The following is a 23,818-nucleotide window of genomic DNA, read 5'->3' on the forward strand; positions in this document are numbered from 1 at the left end:
TGTCCAGTTTGATGAGCAGCGACTGGAAACGGAGCGACGGTCCGGACTGAGGCACCGGCACGAGGCGAAAGCCGCCGGCCAACGGCAACTCCCCGGAACCCACCGCCACCGCGCCAGTCGTTGACTCTACAGATTGTCGGGCGCAAGCGCCACATTGCCGTCGATACCGATGGGCGGCTCTTGATGGTCAATCTCACCACCGCCGACATCTCCGACAGTGCCGGGGCTCGGGCGGTCCTGGACGGCATCCGCAAGCGTTGGCCTTGGGTGAAGCATCTGTTCGCCGACAGCGCCTATGACCGGCTGAAGCTTATGGACAAAGCCGCCTATCTCGACTTCGTCGTCGAGATCATCCGTCGATCCGACGACCAGAAGGGCTTCCAGGTCCTGCCCCGTCGCTGGGTGGTCGAGCGCACCTTCGGCTGGATGACGCGCTGGCGGCGTCTCGTGCGCGATTATGAACAGCGCATCGACGTCTCTCACGCCATGATCCTCGTCGCCATGGGTGGAAACCTCATCCGACGAAATGCACATCCCTGATTTTCAAAACGGCCTCTTAGGTCTCTCGCCTGGATCGACTCAATGCCATTCGATTTCAGAGGCTCCATGCCGGTCCCACTGAAGATGCTCGGCACTATGACGCCCGGCTTCAATACACCCGGACCGGTGCGATCGCAGGCCCTCGACCAGCTCTCGGTATAGTGATTATACGCGTCGTCACTGGTTGGGTCGGCCGCTCCATCTGAGGAAAAATCGAGATGATTTCGGCTCGCTCGAGCTCGCCGACATCGATGATGCCACCGATACCGGTGTTGGTACCCCGAAAATTGACGTTCATCGCCCATACGAGTCCCAAAGTAGAACCGGCGTCACTCGGCGTCCGTGCTGCCATCTTCAGTGTCGGTTTTGAGACGTCTATGTTCGCAAGCTGACACACTGAGACGCAAAACATTCCGCCGTTGCGACGCGAGACACGTGGTTGCCCCTCTTTCCCGCACAACCTCTTCGGTGGCACGCCGATTGCATGGGACATGGTGAAGGATCCGTTACGACTTGAGCTCGCAATCTCCGGCCGAGGAGGTCTCCATGAAACTTATTCGAACTATCCAAATTAACGCGACAGATGCTGTACTGAGTGCGTTCCCGACACTCGGAGCTTTGCCGCGTCCATCGTGGGTGCCGCTGTCGTTCTCGCAGCAACGGCTTTGGTTCCGTTCGCGTCTGGCTGACGGCAGCGAGGGCTCTCACATTCAGATGGGACTTCGACTTTGCGGCGAGTTGGATGAGGCGACCCTGCAGTCGGCCTTGGACAGGTTGGTGGCGCGTCATGAGGTGCTGCGCACCACCTTCGGGGTGGAAGACGGCGAGCCGTTCCAGCGGATCGGGCGGGCGGACGTCGGCCTGCCGCTGAAACGAGACGATCTGACGACGGCGGATGTGGAGGTGATGCTCGCGGATCTGGTGCGCCATGAAGCGCAAGACGCGTTCAACCTAGAAGCCGGGCCGCTGATCCGCGGCCGGCTGGTGCGCCTGGCGGTAGACGATAATGTGCTGCTGATCACCATGCACGAAATGATCTCGGACGACTGGTCGCGGAGAATCCTTACACGCGAGCTCAGCGAATTCTACACCGCGGCCGACCTGGGGCAGCGGGCCCGGTCGGCGCCGCTTCTGTTTGTGGAGGAACATCACCGTTTTCGAGTGGAGTCCAGTTCCACGGAAGTTGTCGATCCGCAGGACCGCTGCATTGAGGCGCAGGCGGAGCGGGATCCGGAGTCGATCAGGGTCGGCTACGAGGATCAAGGCCTGAGCTATCGCGATCTCACCGTGCCGGCGATCTCGGCGAAGGCTGGCGTTTGCCCGCCTCAAACATCGCCGACAAACGCGGGTTCCGGACCCCGAACTGCGGTCATGAAATTCATCGAGGGAACGCGCGCCCTCACCGAGGTTGACTTACAAGCCAAAGGCATCACGCGTTATCACGTTACAAAATTCTATCGTGAGCAGATTACCGACAGTGGTTACTACGACCAACTTAAGCATATTGTGGAGCCCTCATTCGAGGAGTTCGAGAGCCCCGGCGATCTGGATACAAGCGGCGAGCACGACAACACGGTCGTGCCCGGACTTCAGCACAAATACGCCCAAACCGGGTTGTTGCTGGTGACGGACCGTTGCGCTTCATATTGCCGTTTTTGCTTTCGCAAACGCATTGTCGGCAAGGACTCCAATGAAACAGCAACTGACTTCGCCCAAATAGCGCAGTATATTGGCGGCCATCCTGAAATGACGAACGTGCTGCTAACGGGGGGCGACCCGTTCGTGCTCAGCACGGCTAAGCTCAACAAAATTCTGGATCATCTGCTGGCAGTTCCACATCTCGATCTGATTCGCTTCGGGACAAAGATACTTGCCTATCAACCCAAGCGGTTCGAGGATCCGGCCTTGCCGGTTTTGTTTCAACGCATCCATGAAGCGGGTAAGGCCGCGGTGATCGTCACACACTTCGACCATGTCGGTGAAATATCGGTCGATGCGGAGCGCTACATTCGCTTCTTGCGCGCACAGGGCGTGCAGTTCCTGAACCAGTCCGTGCTCCTCGCGAAAGTCAATGATGATCCCGGGATCTTGGCTGCGACCTTCGCCAAGTGTCATCAAATGGGGGTGCGACCTTATTATCTCTTTCAGGGCAGGCCGGTGCAAGGCGCATCGCATTTTCAGGTTTCGCTGCGCCGCGGAATAGAGATTGCGCATGGCATCAACCAACATCTCAGCGGCATCCAAAAAACATTCAAATACATCATGTCTCATTACACAGGAAAGATCGAGATCCTCGACCTTGGAGCCGATGGCCGGGTGTATATGCGATATCACCAAAACAAGATTCTCGAAAAGATCGGAAAGACCTTTTCCCGGCCGCACCTCGAGGGCGCCTGCTGGTTGGACGATTTACCCGAAGAATGAGATCGAAATGCTCGGAATGCTGATTATTCTCCCAGTTCGAGTGGAGCACAACGGCCCAGCCGCTCCCGGGCGGCGGCGCCATCAAGCGATGGTAACGGCTTTCCCGCTCCGTACCGAAGCCGCTCTGGACATCTTCCAGGCGGGCGGGAATGGATTTCACGCGGCGATGACGGCGGCCTCGATGCTTGGCGCGTGCCGCCGCTTGGTGGCGGATCCCAATTCATTTTGGCAACTAAGCGTCATCGCGCGTATGTCAGCATTAAGATCTGAGGCACATGCTGGCGCGAAGCCAACGGGCTCACGTCATCGGCCATATTTCGCGAGTGAAAGCTCGACTTGCTGGCGCCGGCCTCAGTTATTGCGATTTTGGCGGTCAAGCCGAGTTTGCGGGGGCAGCTCGCGAAAAGCATCGTACTTGCGCGAAACCACGACGAAGCTCGCTAATACCGAGGAGCGGGCGAAACGTATATTGGAGGGAGCAAACCTGCCTGCTGTTTGGCTGGCCTTACCGCCGGGCGAGCAAACTTCGACGAGCCGTTGCCTTCGGTCAACGGAGCGAATGAACATGACAACAGGGAAGGAGTAACTCATGCGGGTAGCCGTCGTATGGAATGGTGATCGTACGGGCGTGATCAACCGGTTCGGTCAGCCTTGTTCGGAGGAATACCGCGAAGGCGCCGAAAGCGTGGAGGCGGCATTGCGGGAGGGCGGCCACGAGACGCTGCTGTGCGAAGGGGATAAAGAACTGCTTGCTAGGCTCGAGCAGTTCATGCCCCCCGATCCACAAGCCCGCCCCTCCGGAATGGTCTTCAATATGGCCCTCGGAATTCAGGGCGAGTGCTGTTACACTCACGTTCCGGCCATGCTCGAGATGGCCGGCGTCCCCTACACCGGATCTAGCCCACTAGGGCATGGGATCGCGTTAGACAAGGTCATCACCAAGAGGCTGATCCGAGATCGCGGCGTGCCCACGCCGAACTTTCGCGTGATGCGTCGCGGCACCGAGAACACCTGCGACCTTCGATTTCCAGTGGTAGTAAAGCCGCGTCACGAATCCACCAGCTTCGGATTGCAGCTTGTACATGAGCCTGCTCAGTTGAGGCAGGCCGTAGAAGTGATCGTTATGCAATATGCGCAGGATGCGCTCGTAGAAGAATACATCGACGGGCGGGAAATCACTGTAGCGTTGCTCGGAAATGGAGAGCTTGAGGCGTTGCCTCTGGTGGAGTATGAATTCGGCGGCCATGAAACGCGTATGGTGACTAGGGACGCGAAAGAAGTGGCGGTTGCGGGGCCGCACAGAATTTGCCCGGCTCAAATCGGAAGCAGCCTTGCGACGATGCTGCGGGACATCTCGGTTGCGACTTTCCGTGCCTGTCAGTGCCGGGACTATGCCCGCGTCGATTTCCGGATTGATCGATCCGGCCAGCCCTTTGTTCTGGAGATTAACTCGATGGCGGGTATCAGTATGTCCTGCGCTTATGCCCTGGCCGCGACGACTGCCGGACATAGCTACTCGAGCTTGATCAATCGCATCCTGGATGTAGCCCATACGCGGTATTTCGGAATCGGTATCCCCAAGGCCGAACATGCACCGATCCGGCACCCTACTTGAGATCGCTCAGCACTCGCAGCCGACATGGATATCGCCGTTTAGTCGAAGAGAAGTAGCGAAACGTCGCCGCCGGATTGCGTGAAAGCTAGCGGTGCGTCAGGTCGGTTGACGGAGAGCAGATCGAACAATCCGGTGGGCCCGATGATAGGAACGACTGCCAGTTCTGAGGACTTATCGGCTCGTGCTAGGGATGTATAAAGGAATGGGTTTACCTATCGCAAGTTCCATCAAAGACAGCTACGAGTTGTTCCCGCCGCAAATGAAGGTCGCCGCACGTTGGTTGCTCGATCATCCGACGGAGGTCGCGCTGCTGTCGATGAGGGAGCAGGCGCGTCGAGCAGGAGTAACCCCGGCGACACTAACACGGCTTGGAAAGCGCCTCGGCTTCGATGGTTTTGACGGATTGAAGCAGAGATTCGCGGACAGCATCAGGGGACGACCGAAAAGCATCGATGGGCGCGCGGAGAAAGTACTGGCACTACCAGAGGCTGAGGGCGATGGCGCGCTCATCGGCGACACAATCGATACCATTCATGGCCATCTGAGGGAGCTTGCGCAGCCGTCCGCGATTGCGGCCCTGGCAGCCGCCGCCGATCTCATGATGGAGTCACGGCAAATTTTTTGTATCGGTTTCCGCTCAAGTTTTCCTGCAGCCTATCTGATGCACCATGTCGGATCCTTACTCGGCTCGTCCATGGTATTGATCGACGGAATAGGTGGCACGGCCAATGATGCGCTCCGGTCTGTGGGGCCAGGAGACATTTTGCTAGCGGTTACTGTTAGCCCGTACACGCGCTATACAATTCAGGCCGCCGAGTTCGTGGTTTCGCGGGGTGCGAAGCTGATCGCGTTGACCGACAGCGAACTATCTCCGATCGGTAAACTTTCCGAAATCGTGATTCGCGTTCGGACCGAAACGCCTTCGTTCCTTCGCACTATGACTCCCACATTCGCGGCGGCGGAATGTCTCGTGGAACTGATCGCTGCCAAGCGCGGCCGCCGCGCGCTTGAAGCACTAGCAGCCAATGACGCACATCTCGCAGCACTCGACACTTGTGTCCTGCAGACGCCGCGCAAGCGGCCGCTGTGATCGACCGGGGCAGAGCCGCTAATAAAACGCAGATGTTGCCAGCCACGAGGATGCGACAGCTCGAGGTGTAGGGCTCGCCGACTCGCTCAAGTGGATTGTGTCGGTTGCCGGCCCGGCCAACCGGCTCGACGAGCTTCTACTCTGGAATTTGCAAGGCGGAACAAGAAGCACCGCGTCGCGAGGCGGTGTCGGCGGCATGCGCCTGCCGGCCGCTTCCTACGACCCAAACTCGACAGGACGGCAGGGCGCTCGAATGGTCGGTTCGACAGATCGCCAAAGAAGGCCCGGTGTGCAGATTTCGCATAGATTGTTTCCTGGTCGATCGGCACGGTCTCGACGACGCGGCAGATGAGCTGCCGCGGGCCAAAGCGCGAGACCTCCTGCGCCGCGACCGCCCGGCCTCACCAAGGCAGACCTCTGCGACCATGCGATCGAACCCAGCGCGGGCGACGCCGCCGGCGGCAGTCGAGCCTTACGCGACTCGGCCCGCCTACGCCTGTGGAAGCGGCATTCACTTACCGCTACCCCGCCAGGGTTGACGCGGCCTTGAGGCTCCGGTGGAGAGGGTGCCCAAGACTGCGCGCGACATCCCCTGGAAGCCCAAGTCAGACTCTTCGCCCGCTATTGTCGCGTCGACGCCGTCGGCAAGAACCCGGCGGCCGTCGTGTCCGCGATCACACGCGAGATGGCCGCGTGGGCATCGGCCAGGACGTCGCACCGGTCATAGACAGGTCTCGATCCGACTCGCTGCACACCGGGGTGGGGGAACTCAGCCGGTATTTATGTCGCCCGCTAGATGCCGTAATGGGCCGGCGCTCCTCGCATTGAAAGGCGGCTGTCCCTCAGAGTGATGATGTTGAACGGGTTGCCATGGTCTCGGCCCCAAGCCTCAAAAGAGGAATCCCAACGAATGCCGTTGAGGACCTGCGGTCGTCAACAGACGCCACACCTCGAACCTTGTTCGGCGGATCGGACTGAAGCAACAAAGCCTCTGAGGAGCGCCATTTTGATAGCATTTTTGGCATGAGAGTCTTGGGCGAGAAAATATCGGGATCGCCTGGAACAGTTTCGACATCCTCGGGGAATATTTTCGAACGATCCGCCAACATCACTTCCTCAGTTCGCAATCCCAATTGTATCAAGAGGCCACGGAGGCTTCGGAGGCCTCTAAGGCAGACGGTGCCACTGCGACCCAACTACCATCCCACGCTTCATCGGCAGCGCCGTCAGGAAGACCGTCCGCATTGTGTCCGACCGCTTGGACGACGCCAAGGTGATCGCTTCCCTCGCCGCTCATCTCTAGGTCGGGCCAGCGAGCACGAAGCGTGCCGATCACTTCGGCTCCGACCTCGACTTGAATACCGACGCCACTTTGGGACACGTTCACCCGCGGCGCTCGCAGCGATTCGGCCAAACTGAATCCTCGGTCGACTACGTTGACGATTACCTGGACGATTGCACCGGGGATTAACTCGCTACCTGCAGCACCAACCGAAAGGAGCACGCGATTACCTCTCATAACGATTACCGGTGACATCTCCGTGACGTCGCGGGCTCCGGGCACCGGATCGCGTGTCATACGATAGCTTTTTGCGGGGAGCAGCCCGAACGTGGCATCCGTCGCGCGAAGCCCGAAGTGAGGGCCGATTGACATAGTCATCGACACAGTCGCACCCTCCGCGTCGAGCGTCGAGAGATGCGTGGTATCTTTGTCCCGTATCATCTTCGCAGTCGGCGCCTTAGTGAGCCCAACGGCGGGCGTGTCCTCGGCCAAGCGGCGCGCAATCTCCGCGGCTCGAGCGGCAACGAAGTCGGGCGCAATCAGGGCCTCCAGCGCATACCCGCCCGGTTTTGGTTCTAGCGAGCCCAGGCGCTGAGGTCGGTCTCCAAAGCAGGTTTCAATGACATCGACCAAGCGGCAGGCTTCAGCGCCCGTGAGACTATCGCCAAAAGGAGGCAAGCGATCCAGTATGGACAGCATCTGGATCAACGTGTGCCCCCAGCCCTGACGGCCGATCGTGGTGACCTGACAGTCACGAAAACGTGCGTGGAGGACGTCGCCATCCAAGGCTGCATTCGCCGCGAGATCTTCCGCGCGCCAATACCCCCCACGGGCCCGCACCCCTTCTGCCAAGATCCGAGCGGTCTCTCCACTAGTGATTGCCGCGGCACCGCGTTCACCGAAGGCACGCAGCAACGTCGCGAGACGGCAGTGGTTGAAACGGGCTGGTGGTCCGGCATGGTCGAGATAAGGCCCGGCACCGCCCTTTGCCAACGCGTCTGCATTCTGAGCCCAAGCAGCGGCTAGGTGGCGTGGCGGAATAAAACCGTCTTCAGCCAGCCGTGCCGCCGGTGCAGCCACTACCGCAAGCGGCAGCCGGCCATGCTCTGCGTGGAGTTTTTCGAGCGCCTGAGGCAAGCACGGGATCGCAGCGCAAGCCAATGGTCCAGTGCCGAGCGTTTCGGGCAGGCAAGAAGGAATTGCGCTTGCACCGTCGATCGCTGTAAAGCGCCCTTCACGGGTCCGCAATACGATCTGACATCGTCCAATTATACTTGCGTTCGCAGGATCGGCAACACATATCGCCAAAGCAGCCGCTGCTGCCGCGTCCGCCGCTGTGCCGCCCTGCCGCAGCATCTCGGTGCCAGCTTCTGTCGCCCAGGGTGAGCCCGTTGCGACAGCCCCACCCCGGGCGATCGGATGAACGTTTAACATAAATATCCCAACCCTTCCATGAATCTCGCGGATCGAGTGCGCGGCGTCGCTGAGAAGCCTAGTCCAATCTTCGCGTTACCCTAGTCGGAAGTATCACTCATGCCGACATACTGTTTTCGCCAAAATGCGTCTGCTGTTGAAACGCGCACCGCGCATCGCAGCGTAGATTGAAATGTTAACAGCCTGCGTGACGCTAGGGATCGCCGCATAAACACGTCGATAATTCAGTAGCCGCGCCGGGACATGGCTGGCCTTTAAGGAGGATAGCGCACCGCATGCCCGGCCCTAGGGCGGATACTTTCAAGCCGAGCGAAATCCAGCGTCTCGCTCGTTCTTCCTCGATCTGGGGCTGCCTTGGTGTGCCGCTGAGCCCCTGGCGCTGGGCGGGCAGCGAGCAACATCTTTTCGGCTTACGCGATCGTCTCCACCCGGCCGTCCTTAGAGCCTACGCTTGATCGCGGCCTTTCCAGCGCGGGCAAGAGGCGACTGCCTGCGGACTTCGTCTATATAGAACATCGACCAACACCGGAGATCGGATATATTTCGCAAATCGGCGCTAGGAGCGGACCCTTGCGCTACGCACATAGCGAGTCGGCCGCGAACGATGGAGGGATCAAGGCTTCGAGTGCGTTGATCTGACATTGGAGGGCCGGAAGAGAAGCCACAAAAGAATCTTCAGCCACTTGAGCAGGAGGCCTGGTTCTGCCCCTTTTCGAACAACACGGACGGCGCAGAAGGAGGGCAACTTTAATGACGAGATCGTTGTCGTCATCATCAGGGCAGGAAGACACGATCCTCCATCAGGACGAAGATATCCGCCCCGGTTGCCCCATAACCAAGCTGGAGCCGGCTCACGGGTCACCGCTGGCTATGCATTCATCAGCACCGACGCAGCAGGCACTGATGATGAGGATAGTCGACACGGCCAGGCGCGGCACTACCCTGCTGAGCCGTATCGGCTCATGGACGACCGCCGATGTGATCCGACTATCATGGGCAGTGCTCGATCCGGGCGTTTCGCAAGGCGCTAGACGTTATGACCGTGGTCTGAGCGGCGACCCGTCCTTATTCTTTGCAGCTGTAAGCAAACGGGGGTTGCTCGGGAGTGCCGAGCCGAGCCCCAAAGCAAAGGAAGGACGGGCCATGGAGCAAGATAAGGTTTTTTACGTCGGTGTCGATGTGTCGAAGGCCAAGCACGCCATTGCGATTGCCGAAGGCGGCCGCGATGGGGAAGTTCGATATTTCGGTGAGATCGAGGCGACGCCGGCGGCAATGCAGCGGTTCGTGCGCAAGCTGGAGGGCAAGCATCCGCGCCTGCATTTCTGCTACGAAGCCGGCCCGACCGGCTATGGGCTCTACCGCCAGATCGCTGAGCTCGGCCACCGCTGCGACGTTGTAGCGCCCTCGCTGATCCCGAAGCGCCCGGGCGAGCACGTCAAGACCAACCGGCGTGATGCAGTTACCCTGGCGCGGCTGTTGCGGGCCGGCGAACTGACCGGCATCTGGGTGCCTGACGATGTCCATGAGGCCACCCGTGATCTCGTTCGGGTCCGTGCGGCGGCCAGCGAAGACTTGCGCAAGAAACGCAGCTCATATCGTTCCTGCTGCGCCATGGCCGGATGTTTCCCGGCCGCAAGCACTGGAGCCGGGCCCATACCCGCTGGCTGGCGGCGCAGAAGTTCGATCATCCGGCCCAGCAGATCGTGTTCCAGGATCAGCTCGACGTCATCACCGATGCGCAGAACCGGCTGGATCGGCTCGATGCCCCAGCTGGCCGAGCTGGTGCCGAGCTGGTCGATGGCGCCGGTCGTGGCGGCCTATCAGGCGCTGCGCGGTGTCTCCTTCATCGTTGCCGTGACCTTTGTCAGCGAAGTCGGCGATGTCCGCCGTTTCGACAAGCCACGCCAGCTGATGGCTTTTCTCGGCCTGGTGCCCTCGGAACGGTCAACCGGCGACACGGTGAAGCGGGGCGGGCTGACGCTGGCCGGCAACCGCCGCGCGCGCCGTGTCCTGGTGGAGGGCGCTTGGGGTTATCGCCACCCCGCCCGGGTAACGGAGCCCATTCGCGTCCGCCTCCAGGGCCTGCCGAAGGTCGTGCGTGAGATCGCCTGGAAGGCGCAGACAAGGCTTTGCGCCCGCTACCGGCGCCTGATGGCTGCGGGCAAGAAGAAACCCATCGTCATTGCGGCGATCGCCCGTGAGATGGCAGCCTTCCTGTGGGCCATAGGCCATCAGGTCGAACCGGTGCGCTGAAGATCATCCATCACGCTTGACCACGGTCATAAGAGCTAAGCGGGCTGGTCGAAGGCCGATCTCGATGTGGTCGAAGTGAATGAGGAGTGGGTCAGTGCGTTTCAAACCACGCCGTCTTGTGCAGCTCGCATTTCAAAAGTCGAACCATTTTGAGCGAAATTTTCCTTCCCCAAGGGCTAGGCTTTAAAATGTCGCCGTCCGTCAGGCATCTTCACCGCCCGTGGCGTGGACAGTACCAAACAAGCGTGGATCAGCTACGCCACTGCATCAAAGGGGAACTGGAACATGACAATCTCTCGACGCGACCTCATTAAGTTCGGCGTGGCCGCCGGAACAGCTTTATCACTCCCATCGGTCCTGCGGGCGCAAGCGACCGTTGCACGGACGGTGCGCATGGTGAAAAACGGTGATCTCAGCGTCTTCGACCCGACCCTTACGACGGCTAACATAACTGCCGATCATGGCGCGGCGGTTTACGACACGCTCTTCGCCCTCGACTCCAAGTTCGTGCCGCAGCCACAAATGGTGGGTAGGTGGCGCGTTTCTGATGACAAGAAGAGGTATACGTTCGAGCTCCGGGATGGTCTGGAGTGGCACGATGGTACGCAAGTCACTGCCGCGGACTGTGTCGCGTCGATCCGTCGCTGGGCCCAAGTAACTCCCGGTGGACAACTGATCATGGCGCGAACTACAGATATTTCGAAGAACGACGACAAAACGTTCACGATTTCGCTTAAGGAGCCGTTGGGGCTTTTGATCAATATCCTCGCGGATATCGCAACGCCGTGCCTGTTCATCATGCGCCAGAAGGACGCGAACCTTCCCGCAACTGAACAGGTAACGGCGAATATCGGATCGGGGCCATTTAGGTTTAACCATGCTGTTGCCAGGCCCGGTGCGAGCTTCACCTACGACCGTAATGAACAATACGTACCTCGCAACGAGCCCCCCCGACGGATTGGCGGGTGGGAAGGTCGTGAAGGTCGATCGCGTCATCTGGGACAATATCGCCGATCAGCAGACTGCATTCGCGGCCGTGCAGGCGGGTGAGATCGATTACCTCCAATCGCCGCCGATGGATCTTCTTTCTGAAATCGAAAGTGATCCGAACCTTCAACTCACGATTCTGGACAAAGCGGGCAGCGACTACGTCCTGCGCATGAATCACCTACAAAAGCCGTTCGACAACGTCAAGGCGCGCCAGGCAATGCTTCACCTGATCGATCAGGAGGCGTTCATGCGGGTCGTCTACCCCGACTCAAAATACTTCAACACGGTCATCTCAATATTTGGCAACGAGACGCCGGTGTCAAATGATGAAAATACGGAATGGTTCAAAAAGGGTGGCGACCCTGAAAAAGCCAAGCAGCTCTTCAAGGAGGCGGGATACGCCGGCGAGAAGATCGTCATTCTCCAAGCCACGAACGTATCCGAATACAACAATATGTCTCAGCTCCTGGCAACCACATTTCGAAAGATTGGCGTTAATGCCGAGCTTGCCCCGAGTGACTGGGGCGGTATCGTCGCTCGCCGCGCGAATAAGGGGCCTATTGAAGACGGAGGCTGGAGCATATTCGTCACGGACGAGGCGGATTATTCCCTCGGTAATCCGCTCACCACATCCTTCCTCCTCGCGAATGGAGAGAATGCCTGGTTCGGTTGGCCGAAGAGCAACGAGTTTGAGGCCCTTCGGGCCAAATGGGCAGATGTTGAAACGCTAGAAGAGCGCAAGGCGCTGGCCCGCAAGATGCAACGGATTTGGTGGGACTTTGTCGGCGACGTTAGGCTGGGTCAGGCCGTCTCACCTATCCTGCACCGGAAGGCGCTCTCGGGTCTCATTGGCATTCCGGGTGTCAGGCCGATGTGGAACATGCAGAAAGCGTCATAAATGGCGGCGTACATAATACGCAGATTGGTTTCGGCCATCGCCGTCATGGTGATGGTCGGGATTTTCGTCTTCCTGCTTCTCAGGCTGGCGCCGGGCGACCCGGCTGCGATCATCGCCGGCAAGTCGGCCACGGCGGAGGTGATCGCCGGCATCCACGAAAAACTGGGCCTGAATGATCCTATGCCGATTCAGTTTATGCGTTGGGTGCGGGACATGCTCCGCGGCGATTTCGGCACCTCGATCTTTGCCGGGCGGCCGGTTCTCGAGTTAATCTCGCAGCGGCTTGAACCAACCCTTTCCCTGTCGATCCTGACGATGATCCTTTCGGTAACGGTCGGGGTCTCCCTCGGCGTCCTTGCCGCGTGGCGAACTGGAGGTCTCGTCGACCGCTTCCTCACGGCCTTTTCGGCATTTGGATTTTCTGTCCCGGTATTTGTGATCGGCTATTTTCTCATATATTTCTTCGCTATCAGGACGCACTGGCTACCGGTCCAGGGATATGTGCCGATCGCTGGTGGCCTCCGGCCTTGGTTCGTGCACCTTATCCTGCCTACGGTAGCTTTGGGTCTCGGCTTCATTGCATTCATCGCCCGGATCACGCGTGCAAGCATGCTCGAGGTCCTGTCGGAAGACTATATGCGAACGGCCGCCGCCAAGGGCGCGTCGTCCTATGCCATGCTTTTCCACCATGCCTTGAGGAATGCCGGCGTCCCGATCCTGACTGTCATCGGTCTAAGCTTTGCCTATCTCATTGGCGGGGTCGTCCTTACGGAAACGGTGTTCAACATCCCCGGTATCGGTCGTCTGGTCGTCGATGCTATCAACAACCGCGACTACCCCATTATTCAGAGCGTGCTCATCCTGACTTCGGGTCTGTACGTCCTTATTAATCTCACAGTCGATTTGGCCTATACGCTGATCGACCCCCGCATCCGGTACTGAGATGACGCTCCTCTCCGCGCCAGTTGAATTGGTCCCCACGGGCCGCCGCCGGCTATCTGGACTCCCCCGTTTCGCAAGACGGCACCCACTGGTCCTGATCGGCGGCGGTCTGTTGGCGCTCCTGATCATTCTGGCGCTCGCCGCCCCGTTTTACGCCGGCGATCCGGTGAGCATGGATCCATTCAAGCGCCTCCAGCCGCCTTCCGCCGAGATGTGGTTCGGAAGCGACAATCTGGGCCGGGACGTGTTTGCGCGAACGATCTTCGGCGCCCGGATCTCCCTCATGGTCGGGCTGATATCAGCGGCGTGCGCGGCTCTTGCCGGGCTTCTGATCGGTGTCATTGCCGGTTACAACCGCAGCTTCGACAACGTCGTCATGCGGGTCATGGATGGCCTGATGTCGATCCCGACGATTCTGCTGGCCATTGCACTCATTTCTCTGACCGGCGCCGGCATCGGCATCCTCATCGTCGCCATCGCGATCCCCGAGACGCCAAGCGTCGCACGGCTGGTTCGTTCGGTGGTTCTGGGAGTTCGAGAGCGTCCCTACGTGGAGGCCGCGCTCTGCGGAGGTGCGCGCCTGCCCAAGGTACTATGGCGACATATCCTCCCGAGCACCATTCCGCCGCTGATGGTCCAGAGCGCTACCGTCTGCGCCAGCGCTATCCTGACGGAGGCGGCGCTGAGCTTCCTCGGAGTGGGCGTGCCGCCGGAGCTTCCGAGCTGGGGCAACATGGTCGCCAGTTCGCGCCTGTATCTCGCCATCGCTCCAATGACGCTCTTTGCCCCCGGTATCTGCCTTGCCGTCACGGTCCTTGCGGTCAACCTGCTCGGGGACGGACTGCGCGACATGTTCGATCCCCGCGCGAAGCGGAGGCGCTAACATGCAGATGCATCAAACCGCAGGAAACGATGTGCTGCTGGACGTTCGAGATCTCGAGACGCACTTTTTCGGCGAAGAAAGCGTCACCCGTGCCTTGGGGGGCATCAGCTTCCAGGTGAAGAAAGGCGAGACGCTCGGCGTCGTAGGCAGATCGGGATGCGGAAAGAGCGTCACCGCCCTCTCCATTCTTCGCCTGCTGCCGAAGCTGACCGCCAGGACTGTCGCCGGCGAGGTGTGTTTTCACGGACGCGACCTCCTGGAACTGTCCGATCGGGAGATGCGACGGATCCGCGGCAACCAGATCGCGATGATTTTCCAGGAGCCGATGACGAGCCTCAACCCGGTCTACACGGTTGGCCGCCAGATCGCCGAGGCAGTGCAAATCCACACCAAAGCATCCCGCTCCGCGGCCATGAAGAAAGCAGAAGACATGCTGCGGCTAGTCCGCATCGCTGACCCGGAACGGCGCGTCCGCAACTATCCTCACGAAATGTCCGGCGGAATGCGCCAGCGCGCAATGATCGCCATGGCTCTCGCCTGCTCACCGGAACTTTTGATTGCCGACGAGCCAACCACTGCGCTTGACGTTACTATCCAGGCGCAGATCCTGCGGCTCATCGTGGATCTGAAAGAGCGCACGGGAACGGCCGTGATATTCATCACGCATGACCTGGGGGTTGTGGCCGAGACATGCCAACGCGTGATCGTGATGTATGCTGGCCGGATCGTAGAGCAGGCGACCGTAACTGATCTGTTCGCGCGTCCCGCGCATCCCTACACCCAGGGTCTTATGCGATCAGTGCCTGACCGGCGGCGCGGCCGACAGCGCCGCCTTCCAGAAATTTCCGGCATTGTCCCAAGCCTGCGCGAGCCCATCGTCGGGTGCAGCTTTGCTCCTCGCTGCCCGTTCGCCATCGACATTTGCCGCGATCAGACCCCCGCCCTACGTGTTGTTGGGTCGAGCCACGCCGCAGCTTGCTGGCGAGCCGAAGAGGTGATGGTCGGATGAACGGTCCTCTGCTGAAAGTTGAGAATCTGACCAAGCATTATCCGCTTGGCGCGGGAATCCTGAAGAAGACCATTCCGGTGATCCGGGCGGTGGAGGATGTATCCTTTTCCGTCGAGGCGGGCGAGACGCTTTGCATTGTCGGTGAATCTGGCTGCGGCAAGTCCACCGTCGCGCGGCTTCTGATGCGACTCGTGGAGCCGACGGGCGGTCGCGTGCTGGTCGACGGGATCGATATTGCGGGACTCAAGAAACATGCGCTTCGGAATTGGCGCCGGCGGATGCAGATGGTCTTTCAGGATCCTTACTCGTCGCTGAATCCGCGCCTCACCGCTGGACAGATCATCACCGAACCCGTCGAGAATTTCGACCGCTTCAGCCATAAGCAGCGCAATGCGCTTGCTGCGGACCTTCTCCAGAAGGTGGGAATGTCGCCCGAGATGATGCACAGGCTTCCGTCCGAGTTGTCCGGGGGCCAGCGGCAGCGACTCGGTATCGCGCGGGCGCTGGCCCTCCAGCCGTCGCTCATCATCGCAGACGAGGCGGTTTCAGCCCTTGACGTATCCGTGCAGGCGCAGATTTTGAATCTGCTTCTGGATCTCCAGCAGCAGATGAGTCTCGCCTACGTCTTCATCTCACATGACCTTAGCGTCGTAGAGCACATCGGCCATCGCGTTGCTGTCATGTATTTGGGGCGGATAGTGGAACTCGCCCCATGCGAGGCGCTCTTCGCCAAACCAGTGCACCCTTACACGGAGGCGCTTATCGCGGCGGCACCAGTGCCCGATCCCAAACGGGTTCGGCTGGAGGTGCCGGTGGAGGGCGAGGTGCCGAGCCCAATCAATCCGCCGAGCGGGTGTGCCTTTCACCCGCGCTGCCCACTCGCGGTCGAGCAGTGTCGCATCGAAGTGCCGCCATTGGTGCCGATGGCAGACGGGCGCGTCGTGGCCTGTCACGTGCGCGTTCCGGCCACTGGCATCCCGGTCCTACCGGCTGCAGCGGACGATCATCGCCTGCTCATATAGCTTAGCCTCATCCGGTGCCAATGCATCGAAAAACAATTAGAGCAGTGATACTGATGCACTTGAAACATAGGGAAACATGGATTCTCACGAAGATGGCCACCCTGCGATCCCGCGGGATGGTGGCTTTGATACGGTAGGTTCACTCGAAACGAACGTTGCAGACAGTTTCACGATGGCGGCAGCCGGCGACCTTCTTTACGCGCGGCCCGTAATAAAAGGCTATCACCCAGGCCTTGGCGATGTTCTCAGGATATTCCACGGGGCTGACGTGACGTTCGGCATGGAAACCAACATCCGCCCACCGCGACTGGCTGGTTGAGCGCTGCCGCAGTCAGGCCATCGCTCAACCATGTTCGTGTCATGGACGATCTCAGGGGTCGCCCAAGGGGCAAAGCAGTGCGCAACGCATTACCAGCCAGTGTCAGGCTCCTGCGAAAATGCTTGGCGATCTCAGCCCTGTCTGGATCAGTCCCGAAGTGCGTCACGGAAACTTTCATTTCAAACTTAACTGATCTGTGTGCTTCGCATTTCAGCAGCTGACGCACTTTGCCGCAAACCTGTCTCCCTCACACGTCATATTCCTAGAAGAGAAACAATCTCGTTGAGCAAAGCGCGAGCAGCGACAGCAGAAGCGTCTTAGCGCCTCGACTTTAAGCGGCGGCCGCCCAACGGGAATTTGTTTAACACAAAACGGGAGACGAAACATGTGGGAGTTTGCCAAGATGGATGAGCAAGGATGAAGATTGCGCTCGGACCCCGGCCCGTCAGGCTAGTGGAGAATGTGTGGATCCCGCTTTCCGATGGAACCCGTCTGGCTGCAAAGATCTGGCAGCCGGAGGATGCGGCATCCTGCCCCGTCCCAGCAATTGTCGACTACATTCCTTACCGCAAACGTGATGGCACGGTTCTGAGGGACGAACCGATGTATCGCTATTTCGCTGCGCATGGCTACGCGAGCATCCGTCTAGACATCCGGGGTACCGGCGATTCCGAGGGTCTGTTCGAGGATGAATACGTCAAGCAGGAACAGGACGACGCTGTTGAGGCCATCGAATGGATAACGCGACAGGTCTGGTGCAACGGCAGTGTGGGAATGATAGGCAAATCGTGGGGTGGGTTCAGCGCCTTGCAAGTAGCGGCGTGCCGGCCCAAGGGTCTTAAGGCGATTATCACGACCTGCTCGACCGACGATCGCTACGCCGATGATGCCCACTATATGGGGGGATGTGTCCTCAACGATACGTTGGTTTGGGGCACGCACTGTTTCGTGCTCATGGCGCAGTCGCCCGATCCCGATATTGTCGGAGAGGAGCGCTGGCACGCGATGTGGACGGAGCGGCTGGAAAATGCACGGCCGACATTGATTGATTGGCTCACTCATCAGCGCCGAGATGATTTCTGGAAGCATGGCTCGGTCTGCGAGGACTACGGTACAATTGATTGCGCGGTTTTCGCGGTCGGTGGATGGGCGGATGGCTATTCCAACGCCGTGTTCCGGCTTCTCGAAAAGCTTAAGGGGCCACGTAAAGGGCTGATTGGGCCTTGGGGTCATACATACCCTCATGAGGGTGTCCCCGGTCCCGCCATCGGATTCCTGCAGGAATGCCTACGCTGGTGGGACTACTGGTTGAAGGACAAAGATACCGGCATCATGCAGGAACCAATGCTGCGTAGCTGGATGCTGGACTGGGCGGAGCCCGCAGCGCATTATGATGTGCGGCCCGGGCATTGGGTCGCGGACCCGAGCTGGCCGTCTCTGCATGTAACATCACGGGTGTTCCAGCTGGGGACCGGCAGGTTGTCCGAGCAGGCGCTGCCGCAGGCGACTCTCGAAATCAGTTCGCCTGAGACCGTCGGGATTGCGGGTGGCGAGTGGAGCCCCTATGGAATGGGAGGACTTGGTCCGGAGATGCCGCTGGATCAGCGGTGGGACGATGGCGGCTCCCTGATCTTTGACAGCGAGCGCCTGACGGAAGCCACGCCGATCCTGGGCGCGTCTGTCGTTGATTTGGAGATCACTTGCGACAAGCCGACCGCGATGCTCGCGGCGCGTCTTTCCGATGTCAGCCCGTCCGGTGAAGTAACCCGGGTCACCTACGGATTGCTCAACCTGTCGCACCGCAGCAGCCACGAAGATCTGCAGCCGATGGAAGCTGGAAAATCATACCGTATCCGCCTCGCGATGAACGAGGTCGGCTATACTTTTCCGCCGGGTCACCGGATCCGGCTGTCCGTTTCCACCGCCTATTGGCCGATCGCATTTCCCGCCCCGGAGCGCGCCACATTGATGCTACAGGCGGAAGCAAGCCGTCTGCATCTTCCGATCCGAATGCCTCAACCGAGTGACGCGGAGTTGGCAGCCTTTGACGCGCCCGAGGGTTCTCCGCCCATAGAGACAACGGTGCTGAAATCCGGCAACGTCGAGCGTTTTGTACGCATGGACGTATTGCCGAAGCACGTCACCCTCACGGTTAAGCGCGACGATGGCTCCGTTCGTCTCGACCCCATTGGCGCCGTCGTTGGCCTCAAAGAGCACAAAATCTATACGGTCGCCGAAAACGATCCGACGACAGCCCGCACGGAAGTCTACTGCCGCTATGAGCTGGGCCGCGAAGCCTGGCAGACAGCGGTGGAGGGGCGGACAGTCATGACTACTACCCAGTCAACCTTCCACCTGCAGATCGATTTCAACGCTTTCGAAAAAGGCGAGCGCATCTTCGAGAGATCATGGTCGAAGAAGATTCCTCGTGATCTCGTCTGAATCGGGGAGAAAACGGCGCTCGCTCCGAAGGGAATCACCCAACAAAATGGACGAATTCGATGATGTAATATCGTAGACACTGTAAGCCGCGGGCCTTTCTCAAGGCCGATGCCGCGCTTGGGCCGGTATTGTCAGTGCCAGCATGCCCTTGTCCCAAGCCATCTGGATCGCCGAAGGCAAGGTACCGAAGGCGCGCCGATGCGGACCCCGGAAGTTCGATCAAGGCTTCCGGTTAAAATAATATCAGTATGAGCTCGCGGCGCTCGGCCGCTTGAGAACCGACAGGCCCCGGTCTTGGACGCGCCCGAGCGTCTTGACCAGGCGGCCACAGCGCCCGTCACTTAGCGGAATCGTTGCCGCTTTTTGCGAAATGCGCAATGATGCCGCTGTTCAAGAGTATTTTTCCAGACCGAATTTAGGGCGTTCGACCAGAACGACCCCGCCATTTAAAAGTCCCAAAGGAAGTCATCCCCGCTCGGCGCGAAACTAGTCACCTGGAACTGAAGTTCATTTCATTATAGGGTTGTGCTCGCGACTGAAGAAGGAGCGAGACGATGGCCAATACGACGGGGCGGCCGATTTCGCCGCTGGTGTTGAGTGCGGATGAGCGGGCCTATCTTGAGCGTCAGGTTCGCCGGCGTCGTGTGGCGCGGTCGATGTCTGAACGATGCCGGATCATTCTGCGGTGCGCAGATGGCCTTGCCAGCAAGTCCGTGGCAGCCGAGCTCGGCGTTCATGAGCATACCGTCGGCAAGTGGCGGCGGCGCTTTTTGAAGGAGCGCGTTGACGGCCTGCTGGATGAAGCGCGCCCTGGCAGGCCGCGCACGATCGATGACGATCAGGTCGCTGCCGTGATCGAGCGCACGCTGCGATCGACCCCGGCGGACGCCACCCACTGGTCGATCCGCTCCATGGGCAATGCCACTGGCTTTTCGCACACGACGATCCGCAGGATCTGGACCGCGTTCGGCTTGCAGCCGCATCGCTCGCAGACGTTCAAGCTTTCCAGCGATCCGCTGTTCGTCGATAAAGTCCGCGATATCGTCGGCCTCTACCTGTCACCGCCCAACAGGGCGCTGGTTCTCAGCGTCGATGAGAAGAGCCAGATCCAGGCGCTCGATCGCGAACAGCCCGTCCTGCCGATGATGCCCGGCATTCCCGAGCGCCGGACCCATAGCTATGTCCGTCACGGCACCACTTCCTTGTTCGCAGCCCTCGATATCGCCTCGGGCTTCGTGATCGGCAAATGCTACAAGCGCCACCGCGCGGCCGAGTTTCTCGACTTCCTCAAGCAGATCGACGCCAATGTCCCGCAAGGTCTCGATGTCCACATCATCATGGACAACTATGCCACGCATAAGACGGCGGCGATCCGGACCTGGCTGGCGCGGCGGCCCCACTATCATGTGCATTTCACGCCGACGTCGGCCTCCTGGATCAACCAGGTCGAACGCTGGTTCGCCGAGCTTACCCGCAAGCAGCTACGGCGCGGCGTTCACACCTCCACCAGCCAGCTCGAAGCCGATATCCGCACCTTCATCGAGCGGCACAACGAAAAACCCAAACCATACAAATGGACCAGGTCCGCCGACGAGATCCTCTCATCAGTCAAACGCTTCTGCCAAAAAACAGAGCAGACCTTATGTGGCGAACTTTAGATTCACGTGACTAGGCGCTGCTCGACTATCTCGCACGCGGCTGGCTCGAGGGCGCCAGCTCATGAAGGAGCAGCAGTGGCAAATCGAACTCTCGGTGGCGCACTCGTCCGTTGCCGGCCTTGGTGATGCCGCCGCGCCTGATTGTCTCGCCGCTCGAGCGCTCGCCAGGAACAAGACCGAGATAGGGCCATGAGTTGGCGCGGGCTCTCGAACCGTTTCACGTCGCCGACCTCCGTGACGAATGTCACGGCGACGAAGATCGACGCCACGCAATGTCTGCAGCGCCCGCACGATCGGCGCCAGCGACCAGGCCGCCGTAAGCAACTTTTCAATCGTGCGCTCCAGCCGTTCGACCCGCTCTTTCGAGATGCGCACCGCCTCGACCATCTTCTGGAGCGCGATCTGATGTGCCGGGTGATCGAACCGCTGCTCCTGGAACCAGCACAGACGGCGCATCGGCCAGCCCTTCTTGCGTGGATAGACGCGGCCGTGCTTGAGCATAAAGGCGGCCACCTGCTGGCGATGGACCCGCAGCGTCTCGACCACGGCCGCTCGCGGCGAACCAGATCGCGCTGGCCTCATGTCCTTCATCGGGAACCCATACCGCCGTCAGTTCGCCGGCGCGCTTCAGCCGGCCAGCGAAAGAGCATCCCGGGGTTCGTCTCCACCCGGTCGCCTGGCTTCCTCGGGATCAGCGACGGAGCGACGACGGTGCATTTGTGGCCAAACGAACGGATCGGCCGATAGAGACCATAGCCGGTCGGGGCCGGCCTCGTAACAGAAAGCATACAATCCAAACCTGCCGGCGATCCGCTGAATGACCCGGCGCATGCTTGCGGCCGACGCATCAACTTCGCCGAAAAAGCGAACTCTTTCTCTCGGCCGGCATCCGAAATCGCAAAGGCGTTCCTCAGCTTCGCGACTCGATTCCGACAAATGCTTCCCGACAGTCTGCTCCACGGCTCGTCCTCCTGTGATGTGGATCACCTCGGACCGCCCGAGGAAACCTCGGACGCGCAGTGTAGGGCGTGCCAACTCACCGGTAGAGGCGGGCATACGGTCTTACCTGCGCTGGTGCGGGGAGTAAGTGCCGCAGACCATTCCTATTCGCCAGGGGTCGGAAATGGTGTGATCGACCAATCGATCGAGTCGAAGGCGCGCTGAATTATCGCCTCGGTCCGAGCGACGCTTGGTGAAGCGGCGATGACATGTCCGATCCAGTCTCGGTAATCGCCTTTCCTGACGACCGGCGTCTTGGGTTCAACATAGAATTTGACCTCGGCTACACCTGGTACGGCAGCCGCCCGAGTGTCGCCGCTGATCCAATCAAGGATGCCATCGTGATCAGGAACGAGGATCCGCGCGGCTGCAGTGTGCGAATGCCTTCTGTGCAAATCGCATTCGTCGCCGATGGCAAGCTTGATATGCTCGGAAATGAGATCAACACCGTAAGCCAGCTGAACCAGTTCAGGATCGGGCGTGCCAGCAAGACGTGGATTGACTTCAATGACGACCGGGCCACGCTTCGTCCACCGGAATTCAATGTTCGTTGGTCCCCAGCCAAGGTCGAGAGCCCGCAAACAGTCCAGCGAGACATCGGCGATACGTTTGTATTCGTTATCATTCAGCGGGGCCGGAAAGGTGAATTCACGAAAGACGAAATCGGGTGGGGGGCCGAACTCAGCGGCACCAATCGCAATGACCTCATTTCCCATTATGTCAGCTTCGTAGTAAGGACCTTGTGCGAATTCTTCGACCAGTATCCTCGGCGCAGACGGCCATACATGCTTGCCGCCCAATAGGTAGGTCGTATGTTCGGCTAATTCGTCGACGTTGCGGCACAATCGGACACCGCAGCTGCCGCTGCCTACGGCTGGCTTGACAATGACCGGTAGGCCGATCTCCGCGGCAGAGGTTTCAACCTCCGCCGCATTCGCTGCCAAGCGATAAGCAGGTACTGGAACGCCGGCGCCCGCAAGAAGCTGACGTTGAGCGAACTTGTCGCAGCATCGTTCGATCGCTGTGGGGTTCGGTCCTGGTAGATCGAAATGCCGGCAGAGCTTGCCAGCCGTCACACAGGCCGACTCGTCGGCGCGCGAAAAGCCGATAATACCAGCAATGTCATGTGGCGCGCATAGTCGGGAACATTCGCGGATAAGCGAATCGAGATTGTCTGTATCGACACGGATTGCCTCACTTCCTTCCGCAGCAAGATAGTCGTACTGAGCTGGATCAGACGACAGGGTTATTGGATGAAGACCAAGACGTTGGGCCGCTTGGACGTATTGAAGACCCATACGCGTGTGACCTTCAACCAGAATGAGCGCTCTTCTTGCCACTGTTGACTCCGATGCTGCGTGCGGTGCGGGGCGGTCTGAACGTAATCGGCATTATCTGTGCCTGACCTCAGACTTTGCAGTTAAGTATCATTGTCGACCGGATGTGGTTGCAAAGATTCTGTAAATTTAGCTGAAGGCTTTGTGGCGACGTTTTGGTGCCGGCCGGGTGGCAGGGAGCCTCTTGACGAATTTTCGGAGGGTTCCGATGTTCGAAGGACGCCAGTTGGAGCGGCCAGTGATACTGCTTTCGCGTGATCCAATACCTGTTGCACAATCTCGGGCCTGCGTGAGCCCGAAGAGATGATGCTGAGAGGTTGGTTCTGCGGCAATCCTGACTGCGGTGACCCGTATGAATTAGTCGCAGAGGCAAGCGGGCAGGGCGGCTTGGCGCTGGACGATGCCTCGAATGACACGGCGTAGGTTCCATTCGCGCAAGCTTGTCTGGATGAAGTGCTCGGTCTTGCCGTTGGTGCGCAGCGCGTAAGGCTGCGCACGTGACTGATGCCCGTTCGGCGAGCGTCTTGCGAACCCGTTGGTTCTTGTAGCCCGATCCTTTGTCGTCATCACGCGTTCGACCCTGACGCTGCCGCTCGAAGAAGAGGGATGGGCAGATGCCATGGGCGGGTAGATGGCGCCCTGCTCTTTGGCAGAGTGGAGTTGTTCACCAACCACTCTGGA

Annotated in this window: 12 protein-coding genes and 4 pseudogenes; 13 read left to right on the top strand and 3 right to left on the bottom strand. The window is 59.6% G+C overall.

The features are described 5' to 3' along the window. Window positions 1-129 precede the first annotated feature (129 nt). From ACG873_RS31845 to ACG873_RS31860, 4 genes and pseudogenes are all read left to right on the top strand, one after another. Window positions 130-540: pseudogene (locus ACG873_RS31845) on the top strand (IS5 family transposase); the annotation flags it as partial. Between the two features lie 546 nt (window positions 541-1,086). After that, the gene (locus tag ACG873_RS31850) at window positions 1,087-2,964 is read left to right on the top strand and encodes a condensation domain-containing protein (RefSeq protein WP_394889957.1); all 1,878 of its coding nucleotides are present in this window, start codon (window positions 1,087-1,089) and stop codon (window positions 2,962-2,964) included. A 589-nt stretch (window positions 2,965-3,553) separates the two neighbouring features. Then, window positions 3,554-4,579: a D-alanine--D-alanine ligase family protein gene (locus ACG873_RS31855; protein WP_394889959.1), complete on the top strand. Its 1,026-nt coding sequence runs from the start codon at window positions 3,554-3,556 to the stop codon at window positions 4,577-4,579. Window positions 4,580-4,781: 202 nt separating this feature from the next. Beyond that, the gene (locus ACG873_RS31860; protein ID WP_394889960.1) at window positions 4,782-5,669 is read left to right on the top strand and encodes a MurR/RpiR family transcriptional regulator; all 888 of its coding nucleotides are present in this window, start codon (window positions 4,782-4,784) and stop codon (window positions 5,667-5,669) included. 1,138 nt (window positions 5,670-6,807) lie between these two features. Here the strand turns inward: ACG873_RS31860 and ACG873_RS31865 are convergent. Next, entirely contained in the window at window positions 6,808-8,385 is a 1,578-nt protein-coding gene (locus tag ACG873_RS31865) for a gamma-glutamyltransferase (RefSeq protein WP_394889962.1), read from the bottom strand. A 1,143-nt stretch (window positions 8,386-9,528) separates the two neighbouring features. On the opposite strand from ACG873_RS31865, the pseudogene ACG873_RS31870 reads away from it, so the two are divergent. The 9 genes and pseudogenes from ACG873_RS31870 (at window position 9,529) to ACG873_RS31910 (ending at window position 20,801) form a co-directional block, all read left to right on the top strand. Beyond that, window positions 9,529-10,638: pseudogene (locus ACG873_RS31870) on the top strand (IS110 family transposase). 285 nt (window positions 10,639-10,923) lie between these two features. Further along, window positions 10,924-12,526 (top strand): annotated as a pseudogene (locus ACG873_RS31875) (ABC transporter substrate-binding protein). Continuing rightward, entirely contained in the window at window positions 12,527-13,468 is a 942-nt protein-coding gene (locus ACG873_RS31880) for an ABC transporter permease (RefSeq protein ID WP_394889964.1), read from the top strand. It begins immediately after the preceding pseudogene. A 1-nt stretch (window position 13,469) separates the two neighbouring features. Further along, complete coding sequence (locus ACG873_RS31885; RefSeq protein ID WP_394889966.1) at window positions 13,470-14,351, top strand: ABC transporter permease; 882 nt, start codon at window positions 13,470-13,472, stop codon at window positions 14,349-14,351. 1 nt (window position 14,352) lies between these two features. Next, the gene (locus tag ACG873_RS31890; protein WP_394889968.1) at window positions 14,353-15,360 is read left to right on the top strand and encodes an ABC transporter ATP-binding protein; all 1,008 of its coding nucleotides are present in this window, start codon (window positions 14,353-14,355) and stop codon (window positions 15,358-15,360) included. After that, window positions 15,357-16,382, top strand: a complete 1,026-nt coding sequence (locus ACG873_RS31895; RefSeq protein WP_394889969.1) for an ABC transporter ATP-binding protein — start codon at window positions 15,357-15,359, stop codon at window positions 16,380-16,382. Before ACG873_RS31890 ends, ACG873_RS31895 begins: the two co-directional genes overlap by 4 nt. A gap of 76 nt (window positions 16,383-16,458) precedes the next feature. Beyond that, window positions 16,459-16,701, top strand: coding sequence for a hypothetical protein (locus ACG873_RS31900; RefSeq protein WP_394889970.1), 243 nt, complete (start codon window positions 16,459-16,461; stop codon window positions 16,699-16,701). 417 nt (window positions 16,702-17,118) lie between these two features. After that, a complete protein-coding gene (locus ACG873_RS31905) occupies window positions 17,119-19,143 on the top strand; it encodes a CocE/NonD family hydrolase (RefSeq protein ID WP_394889972.1) in 2,025 nt (674 codons plus the stop codon). Between the two features lie 554 nt (window positions 19,144-19,697). Next, entirely contained in the window at window positions 19,698-20,801 is a 1,104-nt protein-coding gene (locus tag ACG873_RS31910) for an IS630 family transposase (protein WP_394889974.1), read from the top strand. A 94-nt stretch (window positions 20,802-20,895) separates the two neighbouring features. Here the strand turns inward: ACG873_RS31910 and ACG873_RS31915 are convergent. Both ACG873_RS31915 and ACG873_RS31920 read right to left on the bottom strand, forming a co-directional pair. After that, window positions 20,896-21,729 (bottom strand): annotated as a pseudogene (locus ACG873_RS31915) (IS110 family transposase); the annotation flags it as partial. A gap of 175 nt (window positions 21,730-21,904) precedes the next feature. Then, on the bottom strand, window positions 21,905-23,140 hold the full coding sequence (locus ACG873_RS31920) for an ATP-grasp domain-containing protein (protein WP_394889976.1): 1,236 nt from the start codon (window positions 23,138-23,140) through the stop codon (window positions 21,905-21,907). Window positions 23,141-23,818: the final 678 nt, after the last annotated feature.

Origin of the sequence: Allomesorhizobium aridi (assembly GCF_043769475.1) — a bacterium.
Lineage (GTDB): Bacteria > Pseudomonadota > Alphaproteobacteria > Rhizobiales > Rhizobiaceae > Allomesorhizobium.

Bases quoted from the DNA above. Each gene is read 5' to 3' on its own strand.
- ACG873_RS31860 (WP_394889960.1), top strand. From the start codon at position 4,782: ATGGGTTTACCTATCGCAAGTTCCATCAAAGACAGCTACGAGTTGTTC.
- ACG873_RS31865 (WP_394889962.1), bottom strand. From the start codon at position 8,385: ATGTTAAACGTTCATCCGATCGCCCGGGGTGGGGCTGTCGCAACGGGC.
- ACG873_RS31855 (WP_394889959.1), top strand. From the start codon at position 3,554: ATGCGGGTAGCCGTCGTATGGAATGGTGATCGTACGGGCGTGATCAAC.
- ACG873_RS31895 (WP_394889969.1), top strand. From the start codon at position 15,357: ATGAACGGTCCTCTGCTGAAAGTTGAGAATCTGACCAAGCATTATCCG.
- ACG873_RS31850 (WP_394889957.1), top strand. From the start codon at position 1,087: ATGAAACTTATTCGAACTATCCAAATTAACGCGACAGATGCTGTACTG.
- ACG873_RS31900 (WP_394889970.1), top strand. From the start codon at position 16,459: ATGGATTCTCACGAAGATGGCCACCCTGCGATCCCGCGGGATGGTGGC.
- ACG873_RS31885 (WP_394889966.1), top strand. From the start codon at position 13,470: ATGACGCTCCTCTCCGCGCCAGTTGAATTGGTCCCCACGGGCCGCCGC.
- ACG873_RS31880 (WP_394889964.1), top strand. From the start codon at position 12,527: ATGGCGGCGTACATAATACGCAGATTGGTTTCGGCCATCGCCGTCATG.
- ACG873_RS31910 (WP_394889974.1), top strand. From the start codon at position 19,698: ATGGCCAATACGACGGGGCGGCCGATTTCGCCGCTGGTGTTGAGTGCG.
- ACG873_RS31905 (WP_394889972.1), top strand. From the start codon at position 17,119: ATGAAGATTGCGCTCGGACCCCGGCCCGTCAGGCTAGTGGAGAATGTG.
- ACG873_RS31890 (WP_394889968.1), top strand. From the start codon at position 14,353: ATGCAGATGCATCAAACCGCAGGAAACGATGTGCTGCTGGACGTTCGA.